Below are 20,063 nucleotides of genomic sequence, written 5' to 3'. Positions count from 1 at the left end.
GGTGATACTAGGCAATATTCGACGGTATTGGAGCGGCCTTTGATAACTTCGTTTTATTATCTAACGCACCACTTAAGCGGGTTAACAATAAAGCAAGAATAACAACCACAGCACCAACCCAAGGTGTGTGCATCAATCCTGCATTATCAACAATAAGACCACCACCCCATGCGCCTAGTGCAATCCCAACATTAAAAGCTACAATATTTAACCCTGAAGCAACATCAACGGCCTCCGGCACGTACTTCTCGGCCAACTTAACCACATAAACTTGTAACCCAGGTACATTACCAAAAGCAAATGCACCCCAGATTAAAATAGTTAATACCGCGGTAATCGGGTTAAAGGCTGTGAAATTAAAGAGAACCAATACACTTGCTAACCCCAGGAAGATAATAGTTAACGCTTTAATCGGCCCCATTTTATCTGCCATTTTACCACCCATAATATTCCCAAAGGCAACAGATACCCCGTACACCAACATAATTAAACTTACGGCACTGGCATCAAAACCAGAGACTTGCTCTAAGATAGGCGCTAAAAAAGTAAAAGCGATGAATGTACCACCATAACCTAACGCAGTAATCGCATAGACGAGTAATAAACGCGGCTCAGTCAACACCTTTAATTGCACCGAAATTTTAGTTGCAGTAGCTTGTTTGAGGTTACTAGGCACTAACAAAGCACTGCCAATTAACGCGAGTAAACCTAATAAAGCGACCGTTAAAAAAGTGGCCTGCCAGCCAAAGTTTTGTCCTATGTAAGTTCCTAACGGTACACCTGTTACTAAAGCAACGGTTAACCCTGTAAACATAATAGCGATGGCACTAGCGGCTTTTTCTTTTGAGACAAGCCCTGTTGCTATGGTTGAACCGATAGAGAAAAACACACCATGTGCTAATCCAGTCATGATTCTCGCCATTACTAGGCTGTTATACCCAGGCGCTTGCCAAGCGAGTAAATTACCCATTACAAATAATGCCATTACCGATAACAGCACATATTTTCTATTCCACTTACCTGTTAACGCCGTTAATACTGGCGCACCAATCGCGACACCTAAAGCATAAAGGCTAACCAGCAGCCCTGCAGAAGGTAACGATACATTTAAATCCACTGCCATCGTTGGAATTAATCCAACGATCACAAATTCAGTTGTCCCAATCGCAAATGCGCTTAGGGTTAATGCAAATAAAGCTAATGGCATTAGTCTTCTCTCTTGTTAGCGACCTCTTTTCAATCAATCAGCTCACAGTTAAAAAATGTGCTGCTAATGAAAGGAAATTAAGATCAAGTTATTAATGATTGAGGCGCATTATGAACAAGGCTTTTATTGACATAAACAGTGTCTATTACAAATTACTTTTGTTATAACTACAAAAGTAAATCTAATGAGAGTCACTCTATGCAAACACGATCCGATGACTTAACCATCTTACTTGCCGTTGTAGATAACGGTGGTTTTTCTGCGGCTGCAGATATGCTCGATATTCAAGTAGCGCGAGTGTCACGTGCCGTCAGTAAAATTGAGAAGCAATTGGGTGTTTCTATTTTAAACCGCACGACACGACGCTTAGAATTAACCGATGAAGGTCAGCAGTTTATTCATTCTGTACGACAAGGATTATTGCAGCTTCAGCAGGCTGAAGAAGACTTAGTTTCTCGTGGTGATTTACCCAAAGGTCGATTACGTGTAGATGCTGCCAGCCCATTTATTTTTCATCAGTTAATTCCATTGATAAAAGGCTTTTCAGAGGCATACCCTGATATTCAACTCGAACTAACCAGCAACGAAGGCATAGTGGATCTGTTAGAAAAGAAAACAGATGTTGCGATCCGTATTGGTCGTTTAGTGGATTCAACCTTACACGCTCGCCCATTAGGCAGAAGCCTATTACACATCGTGGCCGCTCCCAAATACCTTTCTACTCAAGGTGTTCCACAGACTACGGCACAGTTAGCGGACCATCAATTACTTGGGTTGTCTGGAGCAAAATCACTTAACCAATGGCCACTGAAAGGCTTTAATTGCATTCAGCCAAACATTGTATCGAGTAACGGTGAGAGTGTGCGACAACTCGCGATTGCTGGTAATGGTATCGCTTGTTTATCAGCATTTATGGTGAAAAAGGATATTGAAGCGGGTCTGTTAATTCCTTTGCTAGCAGATCAAAAACAGGTTAGTCACGACTGTGAGCAAATCAATGCGGTATATTATAAATCATCGACCATTGCGCGTCGTATTTCTGCTTTTATTGACTATATACAACCTAAATTATCGTTATAAGCAATTATCATCGCATAAAAATATCACGAGTCGATACACTGAACAAAGCAGACATGTTAGATTAAACTTAGACTAAACTTAATGAAATTGGAGTTAACATGGATCAGTACGCTGTTTTTGGCAATCCTATTAAACATAGTAAATCGCCTTTTATTCACACCTTATTTGCCAATCAAACACAGCAGCAGATGTCCTACGGTATTGTAGAAGCACCAATTGAAGGTTTTTTAGAGTCAATTCAAGCCTTTTTTAATAGCAATGCTAAAGGTTGTAATATTACTGCACCGTTTAAAGAAGAAGCATTTCAGTTTGCACAATCATTAACTGAACGAGCGCGTTTAGCGGGTGCGGTTAATACGTTAAAGAAAACCGATGATGGATTAATTATTGGCGATAATACTGATGGTGCAGGATTAGTTTTAGACTTAAAGAATAATCATGTAAATCTCACTGGCGCACGTATTTTATTATTAGGTGCTGGTGGCGCGGCGCGTGGGGTATGTAGTTCTTTATTGGCAGAGAACCCTGCACAGTTAACGATCGCTAACAGAACACATGAAAAAGCGCAGACACTCATGTCTATTTTTAATGAATTAGGTAACATTAATGCTATTGAGTATGATCAATTAACGGGTCCTTATGATCTTATTATTAACTCAACCTCTGCGGGTTTACATGGCAGCCTTCCCAACATATCAACAACATTAATTACACCAGAAACAGCCATATATGACATGACTTATAATGCAGAAGTCACTGCGTTCAATGCTTGGGCAAAAGAAAATGGGGCACGATTAACTATCGATGGTTTAGGCATGTTAGTCGGCCAAGCTGCTGAAAGCTTTGCGATTTGGCGTGGTGTCAAACCAGGCGCTAAACAAGTATTAACTGAATTACGCCATAACTTAGCGGGTTAGTTTTTATAGAGAACTTAACATGAATCAAGCCATCATCTTTTCAGATAATGAACAATACAATATAAACTCACAACAAGTAGAGTTTCAGGCACAAAGCCAAGGAAAATTAGTGAGTTGTGTTATCTCATTCAGTTACTTACAAGAACTTAATGAGATAACAGAAATAACATCTGAACAACTCATTAACATTGAAACAACTGCACTGACTTTATTTGATAACGCGCGTTTTGATATTGAAGATCTTGCAGAAGAAATGATTAATCAACAAGCATTCAGTGAAGACGGTAAAGTCTATCTACATAAGGCTTAATATCTATAATAGTAAGGAGTAAACGTCATGCAAAGCCATCGTATTAATGAAATATTAGAACTCATTAAACCTTATTGGTTAAAGAACCAAGAACTGAGTTTATTAGAGATATTAAAACTCATATCGACAGAGTCTGGATTTGATAAGCCGATTGCAGAGTTGACCGACGAAGTGATTATTTATCAGTTAAAAATGGATCAAACGGCAAAAGGTGAAATGATTCCGGGTATTGCCAAAGATTGTGAAGATGATTTTCAAACTGCGTTATTAAAAGCACGTGGTTTATTATAAAAAGACAACACGCTTAATCAATCGAGAGGAGAGACACTATGTTGGAAAATTACAAAAAAATGGATGTTAATATGCTACTGAGCATTGTTAATATGAAATTAAGAAACGAAAGTCAAACACTTGAAGATTTGTGTGCAACCTATGAAATTGAAAAGCCATTACTATTAGAAAAGCTTGAAAAGCATGACTTTGTTTATGATGGCGATCATCATCAGTTTAAACAACGCTCTACACAATAAATATTATCTGTAACACTGAGTAAGCAATGGTTAAAATATGATGTTATAGCGATAACATCATATTGCGGATTTACCTTATCTATAACGACATGGATAACCTAACCAAGACCCTTTTGTTAAATGCTTTTTATGTCGCTTATGTTTAGCTTCACTCAAACGTTTTATCTTTAAACTGCTATAACAAAACACCGCAATAAATAATATGCTGAACAACATGATAATCGTCGGTGCAGGTGCGCTATCAATAAAGAAACTAATATAAATACCTAGAAAAGAACAAGTACAAGTAACCAACACGCTAATAACTAACATTTTATAGAAACTTCTGGTCACTAAAAAGGCAATCGCACCTGGTGTAATCAACATTGTAATCACTAAAATCATACCCACTGCTTTTAACGCGAACACGATAGTAATCGATAAAATAGACAATAATGCATAATGTAAAAAGCGTATAGATAGCCCCATGACTTGCGCATGTTGTTTATCAAAAACAAAAAGTAATAGGTCTTTACCCTTTATAAACATGAAAGAACAAACAAGTAAACTAACAACAGCGACTTCACCTATTCCCTGCCAACTGCTTCCTAATAAATCACCAAAAAGAATTTGATCAAGATGTACATCTGTTTCTATTTTCGTCATTAATAACAAACCTAATGCAAACATTGATGAAAATACAATTCCCATCACAGTATCTTCTTTGAGGCGGCTGTGTTCTTTAATATAACCAGTACAAACAGCACAACTAATACCCGCAACAAAAGCACCAACAGCAAAAGGAATCGCTAAAACATAAGCGATCACGATACCCGGTAATACAGAATGAGAAATAGCATCCCCCATTAATGACCACCCTTTTAAGACTAAAAAACAAGAGAGTAAAGCCGTTGGAACAGCCAATAACAATACCATCACGAATGCTTGTTGCATGAACTCAAAGGTAAAAGGAGAAACAAGTGATTCAAATAGAGCTTGCATGAGCAACCTCCCTTTTATTTTTTGGGTTTGAATGGTTCGTTGATTTTACGGTTGGCTGAGCTGTTGATTTATTGATTGATTGCGAGACAGTCTGAGTCACTGGCTTTAGTTTCTTTCTGTTACTTATTAAGCCGTATTTAGGTGCAAAAAAGAAACTGATAACAAAAACAAGGGTTTGAAATAAAACAATAATGCCGCCTGTCGCACCATCAATAAAGTAACTTAAATAAGCACCAATTAACGATGTTAACGTACCGATAGTAATACTAATAAAAATAACATTACTAAATTTATCACTTAATAAATAAGCGGTTGCCCCTGGGATAACCACCATAGCAATCACTAAAAAAGCCCCCACCGTTTGCAATGCTGCAACAGTCGATGCACTCAATAAAGTAAAAAAAATAACCTTTAGACCCGTCGCATTCAGGCCAATACTTCTGGCATGTTGCTCATCAAAAAATAACACCATAAAATCTCGCCATTTTAGGGTTAATACAATCAGTGTAATAAAACTAATTAATAAGAGCTGTAACGTATCGTAAGGTGAAATTGCGAGAATATTGCCTAGTACAATAGTTTGAATATTGACCGATGTTGGACTCAACGAGACCATGAACAAACCAAGCCCGAAAAAAGAAGTGAAAATGATACCAATAATCGCATCTTCTTTAAGTTTTGAGCGCTGATTTAAAAATAGCATGACCGTTGCCGCTAAACCTCCGGAAAAAAAAGCACCGACAGCAAAAGGCAATCCCAACATATACGCTCCTGCTACCCCTGGTACTATCGAATGAGAGAGTGCATCACCAATTAACGACCAGCCTTTCAGCATTAAGTAAACAGACAAAAAAGCACAAACGCCCCCCACCAAAGCACTTACAAATATCGCATTCACCATATATTGATAACTAAAAGGTTCTAATAAATAATCAAACATAACACCCCCTACTTTGATTGGTTAATAACGGTATTCGTATGTTGCTCACCATATAAAACAACGGGACGTTCATCATCACTGATCACTGTCACTTGGCGTTTATCATCATCATTATGTAAGAGATCACCTGCGAGAACGAAATGACGTAGTGCGCCACCAAACGCTTTTTCTATATTCTGTGGGGTAAACACTTTCGCTGTTTGGCCTTCATCTAAAACAGTTCGATTAATGAAAACGGTACGATCACAAAACTCAGGAATGCTGCCTAAGTTATGTGTAGAGACTAAAATGATCTTCCCTTCTTCTCTAAGTGCTTTTAATAGCACCATTATTTGCTCTTCAGTTTTTACATCAACCCCTGTAAATGGCTCATCTAACAAAATGACCTTACTTTGTTGCGCTAATGCTCGGGCTAAAAAAATACGTTTCTTTTGACCACCTGATAATTCGCCAATTTGGCGTTTACGATAGCCTTGCATATCAACACGTAACAAAGCTTGTTCAACCAATTCCTGATCTTTTTTAGTGCTCATACGCAACATATTCATGTGCCCATAACGGCCCATCATCACAACATCTTCAACCAAAATAGGAAAATCCCAGTCGATTTCTTCAGTTTGCGGCACGTAAGCAACCACATTTTTTTTCAACGCTTGTTTAACCGTTAACCCCAATATATTAACCGAGCCTGTTTTCAAGCTCACTAACCCCATGATTGATTTAAAGACGGTTGATTTACCGCTGCCGTTAACACCGACTAACGCCGTAATTGAGCCTTCCGGTAAACTAAAGGTCGTATCATGTATGGCAGTGAAACCATTGCGATAAGTCACGCTGATATTATCGACTTTAATATGATCTATTTCGGCATGTTTGGTCTTCGTCTTATTCCCGTCAAGTTTGCTTGTTATCATTACTGACTAATCCCCTTTGCAATATGTCTCAAGGTTGTTGTAAGTAGGTCAATATAAGTCGGTACTGGGCCATCCGCTTTGCTTAATGAATCAACATAAAGTACGCCTGCATAATTAGCACCGGTCTCTCTAGCGACTTGTAAAGCTGGTTTAGCTGAAACAGTGCTTTCACTAAAGACTGCCGTTATATGATGCGATCGGACGAGGTCTATTACTTTTTTAACTTGTTGAGGCGTGCCCTGAGAATCAGAATTCATAGGCCAAAGGTATAATTCTTTTAAATTATAATCTCGTGTTAGGTAACTAAAAGCCCCTTCACTCGTGACTAACCAGCGCTTATGTTCAGGCACTGCCGCAATAGCATCTTTAAAAGGAGCCACGGCATCTATTATTTCTTGGCTGTATTGTTTCGCATTTCTATTATACGTTTCACTATGCAGAGGATCGTATTTAACTAGGGCCGATCGAATATTTTCAACGTAGACCAATGCATTTGGTGCAGACATCCAAGCGTGGGGATTAGGCTTTCCTTCGTAAGTTCCTTGGGTTATTCCCATTGGCTGAATACCATCAGTAACAACAACTTTTGGCACGTCTTTTAAATTATTAAAAAACTTATCAAACCAAAGCTCTAAATTAAGGCCATTATAAATAATTAAATCTGCACCTTGAGCGCGACGCAAATCACCAGGGGTTGCTTGGTAATTATGAATTTCAGCATTTGCTTTGGTAATTGACTCAACAATGGCCGCATCACCTGCGACATTCTGAGCCATATCTGCAATGACAGTAAAAGTAGTAATGACTTTAAACTTTTCTTGATTGGCTGCAAAACTACTTTGCGATTGCAATGTAAGTATAAAAATAAATAGTAAAGGTCTAAGCATTCGGGTCTGATTCCACATGAAACTAAGGTGAAAATAACAATAGCAGTGCTTACCCACAATCGCAAATGATATTCATTATCGTTAAAGATTGTTGTGAATTAAAGATAGAAATAGTGCTTTAAGCCTTTTATTAAATATAAAAAGTTTAAACGACTTTGTATATTCTGTTATTACTGATTGATTGTTTTAACCTAAAAAAATACACTTCTATTTCTTTAAACAATAAGTGAACTAAAAAATGAAAAAAATTGCTTTAATTATATTAGGCGGCGCATTATTAGCTGGTTGTCAAACTACTAGCTCTGACCTTACTTCAACAGCTAATTCTGCAGCAGCGACTGCAACTGAAAGTGCGACTAGCGCAACTACTTCAGCAACTAGCTCAGTTACAAGCTTAACAAGTGGTCTTTTAGACACAAACTTTCCAAGCTTAAGCTGTTCAGCTATCAAACAAACATTTGTTGATTATGAAGCGCAAGTAGCAAGCCTTGAAAGTGGTTCAGGCTTACTAGCAACTGCTGGTGTAAGTACTGCAAGTGCAAAAGCTAAACTAGATAGTGCTTACGACACAGCAAAAGAAACAGCAACACCTGTTATGAGTGCTAAAGGCTGTAGCGAAACACTATAAGCTACAAGCATCAAATTCAGCTTCGCTATAAAGCGAAGCTTTTATTAACAGTCGTTATCAATTAACAGAATAACTCTCTCCACATAACAGCTGATGCCTATACAAACATTACGCATATCATCGCACCCAATATAGCGACAGGCATAATAAAAATATAATAAGCACCTCTGCCACCATCTCTGAATTCAAATCTACTTATACTCATTAAATTCCTATTTTTAACGTTACATATCGATAACAAAATTAACTATTTGGATTCATTTATAAGCTAAAAACACATGGAATAATAATCATTACTATTAGAGGTAAAATATTTATCATAAAGCACTAATTTCAGCTCATTTTTTGTTTTCTCTGTAGCATTTATTAGCTCATAATTACTTTATAATCGCGATATTATTAATAGCAGGTGTTAGACAATGACCCAGAGAATTAAAATAAAAGAAATTAAGAGTACTCATAAAAATAGTGCCGATCGTTTTAACCCAAGTAATCGAATTTATGTACGTGCTGTTTATGGTTTTTTTCAAAAATTACGTAAATTTACTGGGTGGGGATTAATTTTATTCTTTATTGCCATGCCAATGATTCGTTGGGATGGACATCAAGCAGTGTTATTTGATGTTGATAAGCAGCAATTCCAACTATTTGACATGCTCTTTTTTCCACAAGATTTAACCTTAGTCGCCTGGGTCTTTATTATCGCCGCCTTTGCCTTATTCTTTTTTACCACGTATTTAGGGCGAGTCTGGTGTGGTTATACCTGCCCACAAACGGTTTGGACTTTTATCTTTATTTGGTTTGAAGAGCGCTTTGAAGGAACAGCGAATAAACGAAAACGACTTGATGAAATGCCTTGGAACTTTAATAAAATATGGCGTAAAACCGCTAAACACACAGGTTGGTTAGCCGTATCTTTATTAACCGGTTTGGCATTTTGTTCTTACTTTGTTCCTGTTGAAAAACTCTATACAGACTTTTTTACTGGCCAAAGTAGCATGCTTGTTTTAATCATGATTTTTATCTTCACATTTTCAACTTATGCAAATGCAGGATGGATGCGTTCTATTTTTTGTGTTCACATGTGCCCTTATTCACGCTTCCAGTCAGCGATGTTCGATAAAAATACATACAGTGTTGGCTACGATGCAACACGCGGCGAAAAACGAGGCCCTCGCTCACGTAAGATTGATCGAAGTGAAACAGAGTTGGGTGACTGTGTAGATTGTGACTTATGTGTTCAAGTTTGCCCTACGGGTATCGATATTCGAGATGGCTTGCAATACGAATGCATTAACTGTGGTGCCTGTATTGATGCGTGCGATCAAACCATGGATAAAATGGGCTATCCTCGTGGATTAATTTCTTATACATCAGAACAAGTACTAGAAGGTAAAGAAACGAAATTATTAAGGCCAAAAATTATTGGCTATGGATTAATGCTATTGATCATGGTGGGATTATTTATTGTAAACATAAGTACGCTAACCAATGCTGAAATGGAAATTTTACGCGATAGAAATTCACTGTATCGTGAAAATGTAGATGGCTTAATAGAAAATACCTACACATTAAAAGTAATCAACAAAAGTACTGATGCTCAAGTGTACAGTATTACTTTTATCGGATTAAAAGATGCAACATTAATTGGTCCAAAACAAATAACAATCCAATCTGGCGAGGTATTTACCCAACCAATTTCAATTGCTGTAGACCCGTATGATATTAAGGCTAAAAAAATAACTGTCACAATTAAGCTAACAAATATAGAGAGCGATGAAGTCATTGAACAAGATGCTTCTTTCTTTCTTGGTCTTTAATTATTCGCTAAGCGGTATCAATAAAGACTAGATTTGCTATCTTAGTTGATCAAGGCGCACTAACACGTTAGTTGCGCCTTTTTTATTGGAGAAATATATAATGTCTAGCGCAAACTTAACCTATCAAAAGCTCACTCCAGAATGCCAATTAGATGCTTTAGCAAGCATTGGTATTTATCCAGAAACAGGTTTATTAGCTTTAAATTCTTATGAAAACCGCGTTTATTCATTTACTGATGAAAATCAACATCGTTATGTAGTTAAATTTTATCGACCAGAACGTTGGAACGAACAACAATTATTGGAAGATCATGCTTTTTGTCAACGTTTATTAAATGCTGGTTTAGCCCTTTCGCCACCTTTAGTTTTTGAAGAGAAAACACTGCATTCTTTTGCTGGTTATTATTTTGCAGTTTTTAATAACCTATCTGCACGATCTTTGGCAGTGGACGATATTGATAGCCTATATGATGTTGGTATTGCATTAGGAAAGCTTCATAAGATAGGTGCAAAGCATCAGTTTATTGAACGTCCCACTTTAAATGTCATCGAGAAGATTAATTTAGCTGCCAGCGACCTAATCCATTGTCAGCATATTCCTAACGCGATCAAAGCTCCTTTATTTGAAACCATTGACAAGATTAAACATAAAATTAGCAATGCTAACTTAAGTGTACTACCTATGATTGCAATACATGGGGATGCACATGCCAGCAATATACTTTTAAAAGAGGGTCAACCTTACTGGGTCGATTTTGATGATTGTAAAATGGGGCCAGCAGTACAAGATATCTGGATGTTATTGAATGGGGATAGACAGGAACAGCTATTACAATTATCAATGATTTTAGAGGGTTACCAAGAAGAAAATGACTTTAATACTAATCAACTCGCTCATATAGAAAGTCTTAGAACGATGCGCATCATTGATTATGTGAGCTGGATCAACAAAAGATGGAGCGATCCTGCATTTTCTCGAAACTTTCCATGGTTTATAACTGACCAATATTGGAAAGAGTTGTTACAATCGCTACAACATCAGTTAGTATTATTAGATGAAGTTCCCCTTACACTTCAACCACAATATTAATTAACACCCTAAAATGACAATAAAGGAACATATAATGAAAAAGGTTTTTGCTCTATTAGTTGGCCTAGTACTGCTGCCATTAAGTGTTAATGCTGCAGATTTTAAAGAAGGCACTAACTATGAAGTTATTAAACAAACAGCAACTGAAAAACCAGAAGTATTAGAGTTTTTCTCGTTTTACTGCCCGCATTGCTTCAAGTTTGAACCACTAATGGAAAAACTAGCACAAGATCTACCTTCAGATGTGACCATTAAAAAGAGTCACGTTAACTTTTTAGGTGGTGCAATGGCTGATGAAGTCACAAAAGCTTACGCAGCAGCAGATCTATTAGATGTTAAAGAAGAAGTAACCAGTATTATATTTGACCGCATTCATACGCAACGTAAAGCAATTAGCAGTGAAAAAGATATTATCGATATCTTCGCTAAAGCAGGTATTTCAGAAAAAGAAGCAACAGCAGCATTAGCAAGCTTCCCTGTAAATGGCATGGCTTCACAAATGAAACGTAACACAGAAAACTTTAAAGTACGTGGCGTGCCAACATTGATTGTTAACGGTAAGTACAAAGTAAATACTGGATCAGTAAAAAGTGTTGAAGAGTTCACTGAATTAGTGACTTTCTTGACTAAAAAAACAGACTAATACGTTTTTTAAACACCTCCAATCTAAAATAAAAAGTCACTTTAGTGGCTTTTTTTATTTTTATGGCATAATAGCGCCGTCAAGAAGGGGAGATGACCGTTGAAAACGATGTTTAATAATGCAGCACAAATGAAAAGTGCTATTAAAGAACTGCATAACCACAAAGAATCTACCAAAGCACAAGTTGTTGCTATTAGTGGTATTGAAGGTAGTGGTAAACGCGAACTAACCGAGAAAATAGCCGCGGCATTAACCTTAGATGGCTTAAATGTTGCAGTTATACATACCGATGACTGGGAAGCGAGTAAGAACGTACGCTTCAATGTCATGAACAGTCCTGAAGAATATTACCTTAATGCTTACCGTTTTGATGAGATGTTCGAAGAATTAGTGTTACCTTTGAAGCTATTCGGCAATATTAAAACATCTGTTAATTTAGATGATGCAGAATGTCCTCGACAAGTTAATTATAACTTCGAAAATATAGATATTATTCTTATTGAAGGCGTATACCTTTTACAAGAAGCGTATTTAGATCTATATGACTATAGCTGTTGGGTAAAAAGTAATTTTGATACCGCATTAAAACGCTTACATGAACAAGTTAATATTGAAGAGTCGCAAGAAGCCTTAGTCAACTTATTCGAATTACTCATTAAACCAGCAGGGCAATATCATCTTTATGCTGATGACCCAATCGGTAACAGCAGATCAATCTATCTTGAACAAGCTAGCGTACCGAATGAGTAATCATGAAGCGTTTACTCAGCAAAGTATTCATAGCGCTTATATGCACTTTGAGCGTAACCAATGGGCCGATTTACGGGACAATGTTAAGTTAACGTTATCTGAAGAAGATATAAGCCAATTACAGGGCATTAATGAGTCATTATCAATGGAGGAAGTGGTGGATATTTATTTACCTCTTTCTCGCTTATTAAACCTTTATGTAGAAGCACGACAATACCGTCATACCGTACGTGATACCTTTCTTAATTCTCATAATGATAAAGTGCCTTATATCATCGGTATTGCGGGTAGCGTAGCGGTAGGTAAAAGTACTTCGGCACGTATTTTACAGGCATTGCTATCACGTTGGCCTGAGCATCCGAAAGTGGCTTTAGTTACCACTGATGGCTTTTTACGCCCTAATAAAGACTTAGTAGCACGTAACTTGATGCATAAAAAAGGCTTCCCAGAAAGCTTTGATACCAAAGCATTAATTGAATTTGTTTCAGCCATAAAATCAGGCCAAAAAGAGATCACTGCACCTATTTATTCTCACTTAACCTATGACATTATCCCTGACAAATCATTGCAATTTGAAAAGCCTGATATCGTTATTTTAGAAGGCTTAAATGTATTGCAAACCGCAGGGCTAAACGATCCTGAACAATCTCACCGTGTTTTTGTTTCTGACTTTGTAGACTTTTCTATTTTTGTTGATGCCGATACTGACTTATTAAAAACCTGGTATATCCAACGTTTTTTAAAGTTTAGAGAAGGAGCGTTTACCGATCCAAATGCTTATTTTCATAGTTATTCGAAAATGAGTAAACGTGAGGCGATCGCTATTGCATCAAAGATTTGGGATGAAATAAATGGGATTAATTTAGAAGAAAATATTAGACCCACGCGTGACCGTGCTAATTTAATCTTAAAAAAATCGATTAATCACCAAGTCAGCCAAGTAAAATTACGCAAATAAAAGCAGTTAAGCTTATAAAAAATAAACAAAAAAGGCGCTAATAGCGCCTTTTTTAATTTTATCATTCTAGCTTAATCAGCTTAAAGGATAATATCCTTTAAATCTGGGTCTTTACGGTCTAAATAATGAGTCGATTTAATACGACGTACTGTACGTGACTTACCACGCACCAATAATGTTTCAGTTGTCGCTAAACGCCCGTTAACCGATACACCTTCAACTAAGTCACCTTTAGTGATACCCGTTGCAGAGAAGATAACGTTATCGTTTTTCACTAGGTCTTCAAGTTTTAATACTTTATTAACTTGAATGCCAACAGCTTCACAACGTGCAACTTCTTCTTCACCAATGCGAATATTCTCTTCTGTCGGACCTTTTACCATCGGACGAGGAATTAGACGCGCTTGCATGTTACCGTCTAAAGCACGCACTACAGCAGCTGATATGACGCCTTCTGGAGCACCACCAATACAATACAGTACATCGACTTGATTTTCTGGCATACAAGCTAATACAGAGATAGCAACATCACCATCAGGGATAGCAAATACACGAACGCCCATACCTTGCATATCTTTAATAATGCGATCATGACGAGGTTTTGCAAGTGTTGCCACAGTCAATTCAGAAAGAGACTTACCTAACGCCAATGCAATTGCTTTTAAGTTCTGCTCTAAAGAAAGCTCAAGGTCGATAGCATCTTTTGCGCCAGGGCCTACAATAAGCTTTTCCATGTACATATCAGGTGCACGTAAGAAACTACCTTTCTCACCGACAGCAAGTACTGCTAGCGCATTAGATTGTCCCATCGCCGTCATGCGTGTGCCTTCAATTGGGTCAACAGCAATATCAACCGCATCACCTATCCCAGTGCCAACATGCTCACCAATATATAACATTGGTGCTTCATCAATTTCACCTTCACCAATAACAATCTCACCATCGATGTCTATTTGATTAAAGATAAGACGCATTGCTTCTACAGCTGCGCCATCGGCTGTATTTTTATCGCCTCGACCTAACCATTTATAGCCCGCTAAAGCTGCTGCTTCTGTTACTCGTGAAAATTCTATTGCTAGTTCGCGTCTCATTTTATGAGCTCCCAGTATTTTAAATCTAATTGAAACAAGTGTTGTTAATGATAAAACACATCAATTAACAAACCTTGTTTTTAAGTATCTTTATTAACGATATTTTTTACTGCTTGTTTCAGTTTCTGCATTGCTTGTTCAATCAAGTCATCTGAAATATTCAAAGCAGGGGCGAAACGTAATACATTTGCACCAGCAACTAAAATCAATAAACCTTCTTCTGCTGACGCTAAAAAGAAGGTTTTAGCTTGATCTTGATATTGTTCATTTAATACCGCACCCAACAATAAACCGGCCCCACGAATTTCTTTAAACACTGAAAATTCATCGTTAATGGCTTCTAGATGACGACGTATTAATTGCTCTTTGTGTTTAACGCCTGACATCATCTCTTGATTGTTAATCAGGTCAAAAGCCTTCCCAGCAACAGCACAAGCTAATGGGTTACCACCAAAAGTTGTACCGTGTGTGCCTACTTTCAAATGTTCAGCAAAACATGTTTTTGTTAACATCGCCGCAATAGGAAAACCTGCACCCAGTGCTTTCGCTGACGTCACAACATCAGGAATGACATTCAACCCCATGTAAGCAAATAACTCACCCGTTCTGCCCATACCTGTTTGTACTTCATCAAAAATCATTAAAGCATTATGCTTATCACATAACGCTCTAACGCCTTGTGCAAATTCTGGCGTGATCGGTAAAACACCACCTTCACCTTGTAACGGTTCTAAAATAACAGCACATGTTTTATCTGAAATAACCTTTTCAAGCTCATTCAAATCGTTATATTCAAGATGTGTAATATCAGCCGGTTTAGGGCCAAAACCATCTGAATAAGTAGATTGTCCACCAGCTGTAACAGTGAAAAAAGTACGACCGTGGAAACCTTGATAAAAAGCAATGATTTCAGTTTTCTCAATACCAAATTTATCGAATGCAACACGACGCGCTAGTTTTAAAGCTGCTTCATTCGCTTCTGCACCAGAGTTAGCAAAAAACACTTTTTCAGCAAAAGTATTATCCACTAGTTTTTGTGCCAAGCGTAATGCTGGTTCATTAGTGTAAATATTACTAACATGCCATAATTTTTGTGCTTGTTCTGTTAGTGCGGTAATGAGTTCAGGGTGAGCATGACCCAAAGCATTAACAGCAATACCACCCGTTAAATCAATATACTCGTTGTCTTCTTGGTCCCACACTCGAGAGCCTTCACCGCGTACAGGGATCATTTCTAACGGGGCATAGTTTGGCACCATAACTTGATCAAATAACGGACGGGTGATGTGAGTGTCTGACATAAAAAAATCCTCTGATAATTAACAACGTTTATAAAAGATGGTTTGTAAAAGCCTTAATATACGCACTTATTTTGACAATCCAATAGCTTGTCCAATAAAATTATTAAGCAGTAACAAGCCTTGCTCTGATCGAATGCTTTCAGGATGAAATTGTACACCCTCTAATGCCATTTCTTTATGACGAATCGCCATAATTTCCTGACTTTGTATAACTCTTGCAGAAATATCAAAGCAAGATGGCAAACTAGCTTCTTGCACAATTAAACTATGATAACGCGTTACATCTAATGGATTATTCAATCCTTTAAATACACCTTGGTTATCATGCTCAATTAATGAGTTTTTCCCATGCATTACTTTATCAGCACGTATAACATTTGCGCCAAACACTTGAGCAATACTTTGATGACCTAAACACACACCTAAAATAGGAATTTTTCCAGCAAAACGTTCAATAGTTGCCAATGACACACCCGCTTCATTAGGAGTACAAGGACCAGGAGAGATAACAATATGATCAGGATTTAAATCTGCAATTTCTTGTAAGCCGATTTGGTCATTACGCTTTATGATTACTTGTTGTTTTAGTTCACCAAAATACTGAACTAAGTTATAGGTAAAGGAGTCATAATTATCGATCATTAGGAGCATAATTCAATTTCATCTCAAACATAAAGATCCATTTTAACATTAGTAACGTATGTAATCCTAATAACATTAAGGGATGGTCATGAGTAAAACAGCGGATAGTAATAACAACGTTTTAATAACGGGTGCTTCTGGTTTAATTGGGAGTGCACTAGTGCCATTATTAGAAGCACAGGGCTATATTGTTCATGCTTTACAACGTACTCCTGACTCAACCCGACCTTATTGGGACATAGAAAAACAACAAATACACCTCAATGGATGTCCTACTCCTAATATTGTTATCCATCTGGCAGGTGAAAATATTGCCAGTTCTCGCTGGACAACAAAAGCAAAAGAAAAAATCACTAATAGTCGTATACAATCGACACAACTTTTAGTCGACTTTATCAATAATAGTTCAATGCCCCCGAGTCTGTTTATTTGTGCTTCAGCTATTGGATTTTATGGTGATAGAGGGCAACAACCCGTTGATGAAGGTACCTCAAAGGGCAAAGATTTCGTCAGTGAGTTAGCAGATAAATGGGAACTGACTTGCCAGCAGATAAAATCACCAAACACACGTGTTGTTAATCTACGTACAGGTATTGTTTTAAATAAGAAAGAAGGTGCCTTAGCAAAAATGTTGCCAGCCTTTAATATGGGCTTTGGTGGAAAAATAGGTTCTGGTAAGCAAGTCATGAGCTGGATAGATTTAAAAGATGAATTAAATGCTATTTTATTTATTATTAAGCACTCAACCTTGGTTGGTCCTATTAATCTAGTTTCTCCGCATCCTGTCAATAATAAAACATTTTCCATTATATTAGCCAATATTCTAAAACGTCCTTGCATTTTGTCATTGCCAGCATTTTTAATAACGTTACTATTTGGGGAAATGGGTAAAGAATTATTGCTTGCAAGTACTAACGTACGTCCTACAAAGCTATTAAAAGCGGGTTTTAAGTTTGAGTACGAATTATTAGAAGATAGTTTAAAACATCAATTGAAATAACATTTTAAATGCTTATACGAAAATAAAGGTGATAGGTAAGAGGTGAAACTAGGTAGGCAATTTATGGTATTCCAGAAATAGGAAAGGGCAGCCGAAGCTGCCCTTAATTTAGTCTTTCTATCGAATCCGTGATAGTTGATGCTCCCTGCAGTACATCCTTTTGACTAAGCCAAACTAGGCGTCCACTTCCCAAATCCTTTGGGTTCATCCTTGTTACATCCATATTAGATAAACATCTTGTCTATCCGTCATCTCCCTATCCTTAGGAGGTGTCCTTCTTTGCCATCCTGGCTTAATAGCTACAATCCTAGTAGTTACTAATAACTTCATCCTGAAGTGTCCTGCTTATCCTTAATTATAAAACATCCTGTTTTATAAACTCTCATCCTGAGAGGTCCAAATTGCCATCCTAGCAATACAAAGGTTCATATTTTACATCCTGTAAATCAATCCCCGTTTGCGAGATAGATATTACGGTCTTTCTAAAATAAAAGGGGTAAAGATAATTTTTAATTACAGCCCCTTATTGCACTAAAAACAACAACTAATTTAAAAACAATAACTTACTTGTTGTCATTGTTTTTTTTAATTAAATAACCTTGAATAAAAAGTACAATGACCTCTATTTGCTATGGTCAATGTCTCACAAAGGTAAGCCAGAGAAAATTGATAAACTATCTTAAAAAATTGGGATTATTAGAAAGGACTTTAAAACACAGATTGAAGTGACAGTTTGAGTACTTATACGTAGATAAATTTTATAGATAGATAAAGGGTAAAATTAGGTAAGCAAATTATGGTATTCCAGAAATAGGAAAGGGCAGCCGAAGCTGCCCTTAATTTAGTCTTTCTATCGAATCCGTGATAGTTGATGCTCCCTGCAGTACATCCTTTTGACTAAGCCAAACTAGGCGTCCACTTCCCAAATCCTTTGGGTTCATCCTTGTTACATCCATATTAGATAAACATCTTGTCTATCCGTCATCTCCCTATCCTTAGGAGGTGTCCTTCTTTGCCATCCTGGCTTAATAGCTACAATCCTAGTAGTTACTAATAACTTCATCCTGAAGTGTCCTGCTTATCCTTAATTATAAAACATCCTGTTTTATAAGCTCTCATCCTGAGAGGTCCAAATTGCCATCCTAGCAATACAAAGGTTCAAATTTTACATCCTGTAAATCAATCCCCGTTTGCGAGATAGATATTACGGTCTTTCTAAAATAAAAGGGGTAAAGAGAATTTTTAATTACAGTCCCTTACTGCACTAAAAACAACAATCAATTTAAAAACAATAACTTACTTGTTTTCATTGTTTTTTTTAATTAAATAACCTTGGATAAAAAGTACAATGACCTCTATTCGCTATGGTCAATGTCTCACAAAGGTAAGTCAGAGAAAATGAGTGAAACACTTCAATAAGTGAACTATCATTTAGATCCATACCTAGAAAATATTTTGATCTCCTTTAAATTTTTTATTACCTCGTAATTTTAAAAAAAGTAGCGGGTAAAATTGAGCATTGTATAAAAGTAGTAAATGTATTTGTAAATATACTTTATTTTCAAGCGTACTTTTTATATTCACGCCTTATAAATTAAACGACTTGCTCTTAACCTAAGCGATAAAGATAATGGTGCGATCTAGAAAAGTAAAAAACCGACATAAGCCGTAATGCCGATCAGTTAAGAAAATTAGTTGATTTTTAGCTGAAGAAGATCAAAATCCTATGACTCAAAAGGTCATGGGATTTTTTTATGGAACTTTCAGAAGCACTCGCTCGCACTTCGATTAATCGTCTTACCGAATTCTCTTCTCTATCAGATATCTTAGAGCCAGATATTATTGAATCTTGCCTCCAATCTAACGGTGTTGCGACGTTAAGAAAACGAAAGCTTCCCATGGATGCCATGGTATGGGCTGTCGTCGGCATGTCACTTTTTAGAACAGAGTCTGTTCGCCAACTTATTAACAAACTCGATATCGTACTGCCTCAAGAGGTCGATTACGTCGCTAGAAGCGCTATAACACAGGCTCGAAAAAAACTAGGTAGCGATGTCGTCAAAGATGTTTTTCATCAAACCGCTCACACATGGCATAAACGTGCCGAGCATCCACAATGGTGTGGACTCAATTTATATGGCGTTGATGGGGTTGTTTGGCGAACACCTGACACAATCGATAATAGTGCTGCATTCTCACGCTCTGCGAATAAATCTTATGAATCCTCTTACCCACAAGTTCGTATGGTTTGTATGATGGAATTAAGCAGCCACCTTATTCTAAACAGTGCGTTTGATAGTATTGCTGAAAGTGAAATGAATTTAGCCACTCACTTAATCGATGGGATACCAGATAATAGCCTGACTTTATTTGA

The 20,063-nt window shown here is 37.1% G+C and carries 21 protein-coding genes; 13 read left to right on the top strand and 8 right to left on the bottom strand.

What is annotated here, in order from left to right; translation table 11 throughout:
- Positions 1 to 7: 7 nt before the first annotated feature.
- Positions 8 to 1,207 carry an MFS transporter gene (locus Q0794_RS00105; RefSeq protein WP_298939333.1) on the bottom strand — a complete coding sequence of 400 codons (1,200 nt, stop codon included), beginning with the start codon at positions 1,205 to 1,207 and terminating at the stop codon, positions 8 to 10.
- 198 nt (positions 1,208 to 1,405) lie between these two features.
- On the opposite strand from Q0794_RS00105, the gene Q0794_RS00100 reads away from it, so the two are divergent.
- From Q0794_RS00100 to Q0794_RS00080, 5 genes are all read left to right on the top strand, one after another.
- On the top strand, positions 1,406 to 2,287 hold the full coding sequence (locus Q0794_RS00100; protein ID WP_298939332.1) for a LysR family transcriptional regulator: 882 nt from the start codon (positions 1,406 to 1,408) through the stop codon (positions 2,285 to 2,287).
- A gap of 98 nt (positions 2,288 to 2,385) precedes the next feature.
- Positions 2,386 to 3,204 carry a shikimate dehydrogenase gene (gene aroE, locus Q0794_RS00095; RefSeq protein ID WP_298939331.1) on the top strand — a complete coding sequence of 273 codons (819 nt, stop codon included), beginning with the start codon at positions 2,386 to 2,388 and terminating at the stop codon, positions 3,202 to 3,204.
- A 19-nt stretch (positions 3,205 to 3,223) separates the two neighbouring features.
- Positions 3,224 to 3,514: a DUF1488 domain-containing protein gene (locus Q0794_RS00090; protein WP_298939330.1), complete on the top strand. Its 291-nt coding sequence runs from the start codon at positions 3,224 to 3,226 to the stop codon at positions 3,512 to 3,514.
- 27 nt (positions 3,515 to 3,541) lie between these two features.
- The gene (locus tag Q0794_RS00085) at positions 3,542 to 3,805 is read left to right on the top strand and encodes a YihD family protein (RefSeq protein WP_298939329.1); all 264 of its coding nucleotides are present in this window, start codon (positions 3,542 to 3,544) and stop codon (positions 3,803 to 3,805) included.
- A 38-nt stretch (positions 3,806 to 3,843) separates the two neighbouring features.
- The gene (locus Q0794_RS00080) at positions 3,844 to 4,044 is read left to right on the top strand and encodes a DUF4250 domain-containing protein (RefSeq protein WP_298939328.1); all 201 of its coding nucleotides are present in this window, start codon (positions 3,844 to 3,846) and stop codon (positions 4,042 to 4,044) included.
- 75 nt (positions 4,045 to 4,119) lie between these two features.
- Here Q0794_RS00080 and Q0794_RS00075 read toward each other — a convergent pair whose 3' ends face one another.
- Genes Q0794_RS00075 through Q0794_RS00060 form a run of 4 tightly spaced genes read right to left on the bottom strand, consistent with a single transcriptional unit; the run spans position 4,120 to position 7,766 of the window.
- Positions 4,120 to 5,025, bottom strand: a complete 906-nt coding sequence (locus Q0794_RS00075; RefSeq protein WP_298939327.1) for a metal ABC transporter permease — start codon at positions 5,023 to 5,025, stop codon at positions 4,120 to 4,122.
- A complete protein-coding gene (locus tag Q0794_RS00070) occupies positions 5,009 to 5,965 on the bottom strand; it encodes a metal ABC transporter permease (protein WP_298939326.1) in 957 nt (318 codons plus the stop codon). The genes Q0794_RS00075 and Q0794_RS00070 overlap by 17 nt, the downstream gene beginning before the upstream one ends.
- An 8-nt stretch (positions 5,966 to 5,973) precedes the next feature.
- The gene (locus Q0794_RS00065; protein ID WP_366522479.1) at positions 5,974 to 6,828 is read right to left on the bottom strand and encodes a manganese/iron ABC transporter ATP-binding protein; all 855 of its coding nucleotides are present in this window, start codon (positions 6,826 to 6,828) and stop codon (positions 5,974 to 5,976) included.
- Between the two features lie 50 nt (positions 6,829 to 6,878).
- Positions 6,879 to 7,766 (bottom strand): metal ABC transporter substrate-binding protein, encoded by an 888-nt coding sequence (locus Q0794_RS00060; protein WP_298939324.1) that lies wholly within the window; start codon positions 7,764 to 7,766, stop codon positions 6,879 to 6,881.
- Positions 7,767 to 8,004: 238 nt separating this feature from the next.
- Here Q0794_RS00060 and Q0794_RS00055 point away from each other — a divergent pair, with 238 nt between their 5' ends.
- The 6 genes from Q0794_RS00055 (at position 8,005) to coaA (ending at position 13,655) form a co-directional block, all read left to right on the top strand.
- Positions 8,005 to 8,394, top strand: a complete 390-nt coding sequence (locus Q0794_RS00055; protein ID WP_298939323.1) for a hypothetical protein — start codon at positions 8,005 to 8,007, stop codon at positions 8,392 to 8,394.
- Positions 8,395 to 8,813: 419 nt separating this feature from the next.
- A complete protein-coding gene (gene ccoG, locus Q0794_RS00050; protein WP_298939322.1) occupies positions 8,814 to 10,214 on the top strand; it encodes a cytochrome c oxidase accessory protein CcoG in 1,401 nt (466 codons plus the stop codon).
- Positions 10,215 to 10,314: 100 nt separating this feature from the next.
- On the top strand, positions 10,315 to 11,304 hold the full coding sequence (locus Q0794_RS00045; RefSeq protein ID WP_298939320.1) for a serine/threonine protein kinase: 990 nt from the start codon (positions 10,315 to 10,317) through the stop codon (positions 11,302 to 11,304).
- A gap of 34 nt (positions 11,305 to 11,338) precedes the next feature.
- Positions 11,339 to 11,947, top strand: a complete 609-nt coding sequence (locus tag Q0794_RS00040) for a thiol:disulfide interchange protein DsbA/DsbL (RefSeq protein WP_298939318.1) — start codon at positions 11,339 to 11,341, stop codon at positions 11,945 to 11,947.
- 108 nt (positions 11,948 to 12,055) lie between these two features.
- The gene (locus tag Q0794_RS00035; RefSeq protein WP_298939573.1) at positions 12,056 to 12,697 is read left to right on the top strand and encodes a uridine kinase; all 642 of its coding nucleotides are present in this window, start codon (positions 12,056 to 12,058) and stop codon (positions 12,695 to 12,697) included.
- Positions 12,690 to 13,655: a type I pantothenate kinase gene (coaA, locus tag Q0794_RS00030; RefSeq protein WP_298939316.1), complete on the top strand. Its 966-nt coding sequence runs from the start codon at positions 12,690 to 12,692 to the stop codon at positions 13,653 to 13,655. Before Q0794_RS00035 ends, coaA begins: the two co-directional genes overlap by 8 nt.
- A gap of 80 nt (positions 13,656 to 13,735) precedes the next feature.
- Here the strand turns inward: coaA and glpX are convergent, their stop codons facing one another.
- The 3 genes from glpX to Q0794_RS00015 form a co-directional block, all read right to left on the bottom strand.
- On the bottom strand, positions 13,736 to 14,746 hold the full coding sequence (glpX, locus tag Q0794_RS00025) for a class II fructose-bisphosphatase (protein ID WP_298939314.1): 1,011 nt from the start codon (positions 14,744 to 14,746) through the stop codon (positions 13,736 to 13,738).
- Between the two features lie 80 nt (positions 14,747 to 14,826).
- A complete protein-coding gene (locus tag Q0794_RS00020) occupies positions 14,827 to 16,047 on the bottom strand; it encodes an aspartate aminotransferase family protein (RefSeq protein ID WP_298939312.1) in 1,221 nt (406 codons plus the stop codon).
- A gap of 66 nt (positions 16,048 to 16,113) precedes the next feature.
- Positions 16,114 to 16,698 (bottom strand): aminodeoxychorismate/anthranilate synthase component II, encoded by a 585-nt coding sequence (locus Q0794_RS00015; protein WP_298939311.1) that lies wholly within the window; start codon positions 16,696 to 16,698, stop codon positions 16,114 to 16,116.
- Between the two features lie 79 nt (positions 16,699 to 16,777).
- Between Q0794_RS00015 and Q0794_RS00010 the strand changes: the two genes are divergently transcribed.
- Positions 16,778 to 17,689 (top strand): TIGR01777 family oxidoreductase, encoded by a 912-nt coding sequence (locus Q0794_RS00010; RefSeq protein ID WP_298939309.1) that lies wholly within the window; start codon positions 16,778 to 16,780, stop codon positions 17,687 to 17,689.
- A gap of 1,754 nt (positions 17,690 to 19,443) precedes the next feature.
- Positions 19,444 to 20,063: IS4 family transposase (locus Q0794_RS00005; RefSeq protein ID WP_298939307.1), on the top strand; the 620-nt coding region annotated here is incomplete at its 3' end.

The organism is uncultured Psychromonas sp., assembly GCF_947489755.1.
In the GTDB taxonomy this organism is placed as follows: domain Bacteria; phylum Pseudomonadota; class Gammaproteobacteria; order Enterobacterales; family Psychromonadaceae; genus Psychromonas.
The sequence above is the reverse complement of the archived record's forward strand: the minus strand, read 5'-3'. Positions and strand labels throughout refer to the sequence as shown.

What these genes read in the sequence shown, in the direction of transcription:
- Q0794_RS00020 (WP_298939312.1), bottom strand. Translation starts at nt 16,047, where the DNA reads ATGTCAGACACTCACATCACCCGTCCGTTATTTGATCAAGTTATGGTG.
- Q0794_RS00090 (WP_298939330.1), top strand. Translation starts at nt 3,224, where the DNA reads ATGAATCAAGCCATCATCTTTTCAGATAATGAACAATACAATATAAAC.
- Q0794_RS00105 (WP_298939333.1), bottom strand. Translation starts at nt 1,207, where the DNA reads ATGCCATTAGCTTTATTTGCATTAACCCTAAGCGCATTTGCGATTGGG.
- Q0794_RS00055 (WP_298939323.1), top strand. Translation starts at nt 8,005, where the DNA reads ATGAAAAAAATTGCTTTAATTATATTAGGCGGCGCATTATTAGCTGGT.
- Q0794_RS00040 (WP_298939318.1), top strand. Translation starts at nt 11,339, where the DNA reads ATGAAAAAGGTTTTTGCTCTATTAGTTGGCCTAGTACTGCTGCCATTA.
- Q0794_RS00085 (WP_298939329.1), top strand. Translation starts at nt 3,542, where the DNA reads ATGCAAAGCCATCGTATTAATGAAATATTAGAACTCATTAAACCTTAT.
- Q0794_RS00075 (WP_298939327.1), bottom strand. Translation starts at nt 5,025, where the DNA reads ATGCAAGCTCTATTTGAATCACTTGTTTCTCCTTTTACCTTTGAGTTC.
- Q0794_RS00100 (WP_298939332.1), top strand. Translation starts at nt 1,406, where the DNA reads ATGCAAACACGATCCGATGACTTAACCATCTTACTTGCCGTTGTAGAT.
- Q0794_RS00010 (WP_298939309.1), top strand. Translation starts at nt 16,778, where the DNA reads ATGAGTAAAACAGCGGATAGTAATAACAACGTTTTAATAACGGGTGCT.
- Q0794_RS00035 (WP_298939573.1), top strand. Translation starts at nt 12,056, where the DNA reads ATGTTTAATAATGCAGCACAAATGAAAAGTGCTATTAAAGAACTGCAT.
- aroE (WP_298939331.1), top strand. Translation starts at nt 2,386, where the DNA reads ATGGATCAGTACGCTGTTTTTGGCAATCCTATTAAACATAGTAAATCG.
- ccoG (WP_298939322.1), top strand. Translation starts at nt 8,814, where the DNA reads ATGACCCAGAGAATTAAAATAAAAGAAATTAAGAGTACTCATAAAAAT.
- coaA (WP_298939316.1), top strand. Translation starts at nt 12,690, where the DNA reads ATGAGTAATCATGAAGCGTTTACTCAGCAAAGTATTCATAGCGCTTAT.
- Q0794_RS00045 (WP_298939320.1), top strand. Translation starts at nt 10,315, where the DNA reads ATGTCTAGCGCAAACTTAACCTATCAAAAGCTCACTCCAGAATGCCAA.
- glpX (WP_298939314.1), bottom strand. Translation starts at nt 14,746, where the DNA reads ATGAGACGCGAACTAGCAATAGAATTTTCACGAGTAACAGAAGCAGCA.
- Q0794_RS00070 (WP_298939326.1), bottom strand. Translation starts at nt 5,965, where the DNA reads ATGTTTGATTATTTATTAGAACCTTTTAGTTATCAATATATGGTGAAT.
- Q0794_RS00060 (WP_298939324.1), bottom strand. Translation starts at nt 7,766, where the DNA reads ATGCTTAGACCTTTACTATTTATTTTTATACTTACATTGCAATCGCAA.
- Q0794_RS00080 (WP_298939328.1), top strand. Translation starts at nt 3,844, where the DNA reads ATGTTGGAAAATTACAAAAAAATGGATGTTAATATGCTACTGAGCATT.
- Q0794_RS00015 (WP_298939311.1), bottom strand. Translation starts at nt 16,698, where the DNA reads ATGCTCCTAATGATCGATAATTATGACTCCTTTACCTATAACTTAGTT.